Source organism: Rhizobium altiplani, assembly GCF_001542405.1.
GTDB classification, from domain to species: Bacteria; Pseudomonadota; Alphaproteobacteria; order Rhizobiales; family Rhizobiaceae; genus Rhizobium; species Rhizobium altiplani.
Window position 1 is genome coordinate 12,741 of record NZ_LNCD01000080.1, and the last position, 928, is coordinate 13,668.

At 60.6% G+C, this 928-nt stretch carries 2 protein-coding genes; one reads left to right on the forward strand and one right to left on the reverse strand.

Annotated elements, in window-relative coordinates; all coding sequences use genetic code 11:
* Positions 1-258: 258 nt before the first annotated feature.
* A complete protein-coding gene (locus AS026_RS17570; protein ID WP_007538757.1) occupies positions 259-528 on the reverse strand; it encodes a WGR domain-containing protein in 270 nt (89 codons plus the stop codon).
* A 281-nt stretch (positions 529-809) separates the two neighbouring features.
* On the opposite strand from AS026_RS17570, the gene AS026_RS43450 reads away from it, so the two are divergent.
* A partial coding sequence (locus AS026_RS43450) for a transposase (protein ID WP_245307537.1) occupies positions 810-928 on the forward strand: 119 nt, incomplete at its 3' end.

Here is a 928-nt window from a genome sequence, read left to right on the forward strand (position 1 = left end):
CCAGACGCAGCGCCTTTGGCGTTATCCCGAGCAACTTCGCCGCACCGCCCAGAGCCATGGCTCGACCCCGTCGATCTGGGGACGGAAGACCGGAATCTTGCGATATGACCTCAGCGCGGTGACCCGCTCCCGTGTCCAGCGATTGCCATTGCCGGTCGTCCGTTGCAATTGAGGACACCGGCAATCTCCCCCGCCTGACGCGCCGGATCGCCGCCGCCTCAAGCTCGAAGTTTCGGCTTGCCCTGTCTCCTTCCGCCATCAGGCAATCGTCTCTCGCGAAAGATGCGATCTCGGGCCGTAGCCGCGCCTCCGCTTCTGCCGCAGGAGTTGGAGGAAGAGCCCGACCGCTTCCTCCTCCTTCTCAAAATGATGGACCAATCTTTGACCGCTGGCGCCGATGCGGCCCCATCGGCGGATCAGACAGGCTTGGCCGAACAGGTTTGGCTCGATCGACATCGCATAATAGCGCGCCATGTTCTTCCTGGCGTCCGTGCGTTCGACATAGAGCTGGTAGGGCTGCGCGATCATAACAGGCAGAATCGGACAAGGCAGACTCCGCGTCCAACAAGATATTTGAATCGGTCGGTGTTCATTGATTCACGCCGGTGATGGATTGGTGGTAAGCGCGTAGGCCACCCCACGTATCTTTCGAACTGGTGATCGGCGATTTTCTGCATGAGTCATGTGGAGAATCTTATGAGCGACAGTGTGAATCACCCTCGAACCTTTGAGGTTTGACCGCGGAGCCGGTGCGAAGAAGACGCAAGCCACGTGAGTGGTCGGACGACGAAAAGGCGCGGATCCTGGCCATGGCGCTGCAGCCGGGAGCGAACGTCTCGGCGGTTGCCCGGTCTGAAGGCTTAGATCCGTCACAGCTTTATGGATGGCGTCGCACGGCACTGGCATCGGGCGCTGTTGCGCCCCTGAC

What these genes read in the sequence shown, in the direction of transcription:
- AS026_RS17570 (WP_007538757.1), bottom strand. Translation starts at nt 528, where the DNA reads ATGATCGCGCAGCCCTACCAGCTCTATGTCGAACGCACGGACGCCAGG.